The sequence below is a fragment of the Mycobacterium sp. genome, assembly GCF_035314665.1.
Taxonomy (GTDB): domain Bacteria; phylum Actinomycetota; class Actinomycetes; order Mycobacteriales; family Mycobacteriaceae; genus Mycobacterium.
In genome coordinates, this window is the sequence record NZ_DATFZD010000348.1 from 1 (window position 1) to 5,972 (window position 5,972).

General features: G+C 63.5%; 5 protein-coding genes. 3 read left to right on the forward strand and 2 right to left on the reverse strand.

The genetic code is table 11. The annotated features are described in order from the left end of the window. Positions 1-2,718, forward strand: a 2,718-nt coding sequence (locus tag VKI00_RS23960; protein WP_324441932.1) for an MMPL family transporter, incomplete at its 5' end; no start/stop codon positions are given. A 291-nt stretch (positions 2,719-3,009) separates the two neighbouring features. Here the strand turns inward: VKI00_RS23960 and VKI00_RS23965 are convergent. Together VKI00_RS23965 and VKI00_RS23970 are read right to left on the reverse strand one after the other, a co-directional pair. Then, a complete protein-coding gene (locus tag VKI00_RS23965; RefSeq protein WP_324441934.1) occupies positions 3,010-3,867 on the reverse strand; it encodes a methyltransferase domain-containing protein in 858 nt (285 codons plus the stop codon). A gap of 175 nt (positions 3,868-4,042) precedes the next feature. Beyond that, the gene (locus tag VKI00_RS23970; protein WP_324441936.1) at positions 4,043-4,966 is read right to left on the reverse strand and encodes an NmrA family NAD(P)-binding protein; all 924 of its coding nucleotides are present in this window, start codon (positions 4,964-4,966) and stop codon (positions 4,043-4,045) included. A gap of 38 nt (positions 4,967-5,004) precedes the next feature. Here VKI00_RS23970 and VKI00_RS23975 point away from each other — a divergent pair, with 38 nt between their 5' ends. Next, positions 5,005-5,142 carry a hypothetical protein gene (locus tag VKI00_RS23975; RefSeq protein ID WP_324441938.1) on the forward strand — a complete coding sequence of 46 codons (138 nt, stop codon included), beginning with the start codon at positions 5,005-5,007 and terminating at the stop codon, positions 5,140-5,142. Positions 5,143-5,252: 110 nt separating this feature from the next. Then, positions 5,253-5,870 (forward strand): winged helix-turn-helix transcriptional regulator, encoded by a 618-nt coding sequence (locus tag VKI00_RS23980; RefSeq protein ID WP_324441940.1) that lies wholly within the window; start codon positions 5,253-5,255, stop codon positions 5,868-5,870. The last annotated feature ends 102 nt before the right edge of the window (positions 5,871-5,972 follow it).

Here is a 5,972-nt window from a genome sequence, read left to right on the forward strand (position 1 = left end):
GTCGGACAACAGCACTCAGTGTCGTTGAGCCCCAACGAGGCTCCATCGATGCAAGCGATGAAGCGAATCGGCAAGGATTTCAAGGAGTTCGACTCCGACAGCTCGGCGATGATCGTCCTCGAGGGCGACAAACCGCTGGATGACGACGCCCATCGCTTTTACGCTGCGATGGTCAAGAGGCTCGAAGCGGACTCCAAGCATGTCGAGCACGTCCAAGACTTCTGGGGCGATCCGCTGACGGCCGCGGGTGCGCAAAGCGGCGACGGCAAAGCGACTTACGTTCAAGTGTATTTGGCCGGCAATATGGGCGAAAGCCTGGCCAACGAGTCGGTGGAAGCCGTGCGCAATATCGTGGCGAATTCGCCTCCACCGCCCGGTGTCAAGGTCTATGTGACCGGCGGCTCGGCAATGATGGCCGACCAGCACCACGCCGGAGACAAGAGCCTCAAGCTCGTCACTGCCATCACCATTGCCGTCATCTTGACCATGTTGCTGCTCGTCTACCGCTCGGTCGTCACGGTGGCTCTCGTCCTGGTCATGGTGATGATCGAGTTGGCCGCATCCCGTGGCATCGTCGCATTCTTGGGCTACTACAACGTGATCGGGCTCTCAACGTTCGCGGTGAATCTGCTCACCATGCTGGCCATCGCCGCGGGAACCGACTACGCGATATTCCTGATCGGCCGCTACCACGAGGCGCGCAACGCCGGAGAGGACCGCGAAACCGCTTTCTACACAATGTATCACGGCACGGCACATGTCATCCTGGGCTCGGGTCTGACCATCGCCGGTGCCACCTTCTGCCTACACTTCTGCCGGCTGCCGTATTTTCAGACGCTGGGAATTCCGCTGGCCATCGGCATGCTCGTCGCGGTCTTCGCTGCGTTGACGATGGCGCCGGCCCTGCTGGTCGTGGGCTCTCGGTTCGGGCTGTTTGAACCCAAGCGCAAGACCAAAACACGTAGCTGGCGGCGGGTGGGCACCGCCGTTGTGCGCTGGCCCGTTCCCATTCTCGGGGCGTCCATGGCGCTGGCTCTCGTCGGGCTGCTCGCGCTGCCGGGTTATAAGCCCAGTTACAACGACCGCAATTATCTGCCGCCCGACATCCCGGCCAACGAGGGGTTCGCGGCCGCGGACCGGCATTTCCCGTCGGCGCGGATGAATCCCGAAATGCTGCTAATCGAAACCGATCACGATGTCCGCAACTCCGCGGACATGCTGGTCATCGACCGGATCTCCAAGAGCGTCTTCCGCACCCCGGGCATCGGGCGGGTACAGGCCATCACCAGGCCGCTGGGCACGCCGATCGAGCACAGCTCAATTCCCTTCATGCTCAGCATGGCGGGCACCTCCCAGCAGATGAACATGTCCTACATGCAGGACCGCATGAACGACATGCTGGTGATGGCGGACCAGACCCAAGGCATGATCGACACCTTGGAAAGGATGCTGGGTCTGCTCCGGGAGCTCAACGGCGTCACTCACGACATGGTCGCTCAAACAAAAACGATGGTCGCTGACACAAACGACCTGCGTGACCGTATCGCGAATTTCGATGATTTTTTCCGGCCGCTTCGCAATTACCTCTACTGGGAACCACATTGCTTCGACATCCCGGTGTGCTGGTCGCTGCGCTCGACCTTCGACAGCCTCGACGGCATCGATACCCTCAGCGATGACATCGCCAAACTTCTTCCAGATTTGGACCAACTCGACGCGCTCATGCCCCAGATGGTGGCGATTATGACCCCGATGCTGGCGATCATGAAGTCGATGCGGACCATGATGCTGACGATGCACAGCACATTTGGCGGCCTCCAGGATCAGATGCAGTCGATGCAGCAGAATTCGAGGGCCATGGGCACGGCATTCGACGAAGCGAAGAACGACGATTCCTTCTACCTGCCCCCGGAGGTGTTCGACAACGCCGATTTCAAGCGTGGTCTGAAGATGTTCGTGTCACCGGACGGCAAGGCGGTACGTTTCATCATCTCCCACGAAGGTGACCCCGAGACAGCGGAAGGCATTTCGCACATCGACGCCATCAAGAACGCGGCGTTCGAAGCGATCAAGGGCACACCGCTGGAGGGAGCGAGAATCTACATGGCCGGCACCGCGTCCATGTTCAAGGACATGCGGGACGGCTCCAACTTCGACCTACTCATCGCCGGCGTGGCCTCCCTTTGCCTGATCTTCATCATCATGCTGGTGCTCACCCGAGCTGTCGTCGCTGCGCTGGTGATCGTCGGGACGGTGCTGCTCTCGCTTGGCGCGTCGTTTGGGCTCTCGGTGCTCGTCTGGCAGTTCATCCTCGGCATGCCGCTGCACTGGATGATTCTGGCGATGTCAGTCATCATCTTGCTGGCCGTCGGGTCCGACTACAACCTGCTGCTGGTATCCCGGTTCAAAGAGGAGATCCACGCCGGGATCAACACCGGCATCATAAGGTCGATGGCCGGCACCGGCGCGGTGGTCACCTCGGCAGGCCTCGTATTCGCTTTCACCATGATGTCGATGGTGCTCAACGATCTGGTCGTCGTGGGCCAGGTCGGCACAACCATCGGCCTTGGGCTGCTGTTCGACACCCTGGTCGTGCGGTCTTTCATGACACCGTCGATCGCGGCGCTGATGGGCCGATGGTTCTGGTGGCCCCAGGTTGTCCGTGCCCGCCCGGCGAGAAGTCAAGCGACGATTCCAGGGCGCCTTACGTCGGCCTGATTCTCAGATCGCCACTTTTCACCGCACACCCGGGACCATGCAAACAGCCGAACCACACCAACAACCAACACACACGCGGGCACTCGTCCCGACGGCCTAAACAACGCCTACGGCGTTCGGTCAGCCCATCACAGCCGGCGCGGTTCGCTCCCCGTGTCGAATCGCACCGCGCACCCAAACGCCCGCCCACGATGTCATCAAATCGCCGACTCAGAATGGGTTTCCGGCCACGGACGTCGCTCGCCACCCACGCCGAGGACAAAGAGTCGTAACTAGCACCACGGACGGTGTCTAAGAGGGGGCGGCCCCACCTGGCAGATGAGACCATGCGGTGATCATCGGCGGCATCATGATGACCGCGCTCGCCGCGGCAGCTTCGTCACGCCACCTCGGCAACAGCGTGTCGATGTCGGCGAGGTCATCGGTGACCAAGCCCAGTTGATCGGCTACGGGAAGCATCAAGCGCCATACCTCCATCGCGTAGGCAAAGATATCGGGGTCGTTGACTCCGCCTATCGGCGCCGCAATGGTCAGCTGTGGTGGGGGCAAGCCCGCGCGCTGAAACAGGCTGTGCAGCGTCGTGCCGAATCCGGGGTCCAGGCCAACGGCCCGAAAGGCGCTCACAATACCTTCTGTCACAGCCCGAAACTGGGGTGTCTCTGGGACGCTGCGCACTGCGCCGATATCAGTCTCGCAGAACGCGATCACACCGCCGGGCCGCACCAGCCCGGCGAGCTGGCGCAGCGCCGACTCCGGATCGGGCAGATGCATCAGGATCAGCCGCCCCACCACGGCGTCGACCGGTTCGTCCAAGGCGATGTCGGCGATCGTGGCCGTCTCGAAATCGACCCACGACAGGCCCAGCTCGGCGCCCCGAGTGCGGGCCACCTCGATGATCTCGGCGGCGGCGTCGACGCCCAGCACGGTTCCGGTGGGCCCGACCAGCCGAGCGGCCACGAAGGACACATCGCCGGGGCCGCAGCCCACATCCAGCACCCGCATCCCCGGCCGCAGCCCGGCCCGGCGCAGCGCGTGCTCGGTGTCGTTGTCGTACAGGCGTGCCTGCAGCTGCAGCCGCCGAATTTCAACATCGGCATGACCCAGCACATAGGTGCTCGTGGCGTGTGTCCCCGACGGTTCGGTGCTCATCGATTTCCTCCACCCCGTAAACGAATGCCCAGGATTGTGGCGCGAGACGACGCGGCTCCGCAGGCAAGCAGCCCACCGCTCGCGTCGACGGCCGCTTGCTGCAGTCGGTGGGCAACGGTCACGCTGGGCATTGGCGTGTGCGGATCCGCCCACGCCACAACGTAACGGCCCAACATCATCGTGGCGCCGCCTCTGGGAACAGGTCTTTCTGCTCTCGCAGGAATTGCGCCAGAGAATGCGGCGGCCGGCTGGTGAACTCTTCGAACGCATCGCTGGTGTGATAGAACGCCTGGTATTCCGGCGGGAGAGTGCGCAAGTAGCGCCACAAGTGGGTGAGGTGCTCTACCGCAACAGCATTGACCCCTGCGGCCGAAGCGGCGCTGGCCCACTGCTTGTCGCTGATCTCGACATAACCCACCGACCGACCCAAGATCTGGCCGAACGCGTCGGCGATCTCTTTGTTGGTGACCCCACCGGCCATCAATCGAACCACCGTGCCACTCGGCATCATCGGGCCCGTCAGCAGAGCCGCGGCCACGCGGGCAACGTCTTCGGCGCCCACCATCGGGATCGCTGTGGATTCCGGTCCCCAGGGCAAGGCGACGACCCCGGCCCGGGTCAGGCTGCTCAGGGCCCAAGTGCACAGGTTTTCATAGAAGACAGTGGCATCCAGATGCACGGCACCGACGTCGGCCCAGTCGAAGATCTGCTCGACCAACCAATGGCGAGCTTGGTGCGGGGTGGGCTGCTCGCCATCGGGCTGCAGCCACTGCGACAGGTTCACGACCTGCTCTACACCGGCCGAGCGTGCCGCGGCGGCGAACGTCGCGGCGGCGTCGAGCAGGCCCTCCTGCACCGGATAGGCGAAGTAGGCCCTGTGGATACCGTTCAGGGCGGCAGCGACTGATCGGAAGTCGCGTAGGTCGCCTTCGACGATTTCGGCGCCGAGCGCGCGAAGCCGATCGGACCGTTCATCGAGTCGGTGGACGAATGCGCGGACAGGGCTGCCCTTGTCCCACAGTAACCGGGTGACATGGAAACCGGTCGAGCCTTGACTGCCGCCCGCGGCGCCAGTGACAAGGATGGGCGCCAAACTCATGATGTTGTCCTTCCCGTCGGGCCGGCCCGGTACCTGGCGTGGCCGAGACGGCGATCCCGCTGGGCAAAGACGCCACTAGCAGCAAGGCCCAACGGTGGGTCATTACCGCGCCCTTCGGCGCGGCCCGAGAACCCGGCTTGGCGGCGTTCGCGCCCAACAGCAATCTAAACCGCTAAGACGACTAAATCAACTAGATAGAATTGAAAATTATCTAGGGTGATAGAATCGTCGCGTCACTGGGCGGCGGAGCTATGGCCAGGACTGTCCGATCGCCAATGGCCTGGACGTGCTCGGTGAGCGCTGGACACTGCTGATCCTGCGCGAGCTCGTCGGAGGTCCGCGCCGCTACAGCGACCTGCGTGCGCAGTTGCCGGGCATCGCGACAAACCTTCTGGCCCAACGCCTTGACGAACTCCACCAGGCCGGCGTGGTCGAACGCACCGAGTTGCCCCCACCGATCGCACGCACCGTCTACACCCTCAGTGACGACGGGTGGCGTCTCGTGCTTCCCATCCTCGGTGCCGTTGCACGTTTCGGCCTGCAGACGATGTCGTCCAGCGTCGAGGGATCCAGGTCACCACTCAACGGCTTTCTCGTCGGCGTGCTCCTGGGTTTCGACCCCGTCGGCGCCATAGGAGTCCAGGCAACGTATCGCGTGCAGATCGACGGCCGCAGTTTCGATTTCGCGGTGACCGGAGGACGACTTGCCGGGGCGCGGCACGAACCAGACGTGACCTTGAGCGCATCAGCATCCGACCTGGTGACCGCTCGACTGGGCTCCACTGCAACGCAGCGTCTGACGGCCCTGCGTCGACTACGCTTCGATGGCAAACCCGACGACGTCGACACCATGCGGACGGTCTTGAGGCTAACGAGCAAGACCGCCGCGGCCTCGACCAGCTGAGCCCTACCGCTGTCGGCCGACAGGCCGTGCGCGGCGGGGCGAACGTGCGGTGGGCGGCTGAGGGTCGCAGCGCAGCGACCCACCACCGTGCGACCCTGGCCA

What these genes read in the sequence shown, in the direction of transcription:
- VKI00_RS23970 (WP_324441936.1), bottom strand. Translation starts at nt 4,966, where the DNA reads ATGAGTTTGGCGCCCATCCTTGTCACTGGCGCCGCGGGCGGCAGTCAA.
- VKI00_RS23965 (WP_324441934.1), bottom strand. Translation starts at nt 3,867, where the DNA reads ATGAGCACCGAACCGTCGGGGACACACGCCACGAGCACCTATGTGCTG.